At 45.5% G+C, this 275-nt stretch carries 1 protein-coding gene; it reads right to left on the bottom strand.

The window, feature by feature from the left end:
• Positions 1 to 227: hypothetical protein (locus ACSNOG_RS33315; RefSeq protein ID WP_436756405.1), on the bottom strand; the 227-nt coding region annotated here is incomplete at its 3' end.
• Between the last annotated feature and the right edge of the window lie 48 nt (positions 228 to 275).

Here is a 275-nt window from a genome sequence, read left to right as displayed (position 1 = left end):
CCTTGATAATGTGAAGCAAGCTGTTCCTTCTGATGGGTCAGACTGGCCCATAGAGCGAGCATCAGCGGCAGGAACAGAATAGACCACCAATTAATGGTATTGGATACAAAATACATCGGATTCATAAGCAACGAAAACGCCACATTTGCGATAGGTACCAGGAAGAAAAGCTTGGTTGAAAACGTACGTTTGAGCTTTAGGCGTTCCGATCGAAGATAAGGGATCATCTAAACGCCTCCCTTTCGTCTTGGAGGGGTTGCAGCGATATCCATAAA

This window comes from Streptomyces sp. URMC 124, assembly GCF_051386455.1.
Lineage (GTDB): Bacteria > Actinomycetota > Actinomycetes > Streptomycetales > Streptomycetaceae > Streptomyces.
This window is presented reverse-complemented; position numbering and strand designations above follow the sequence as displayed.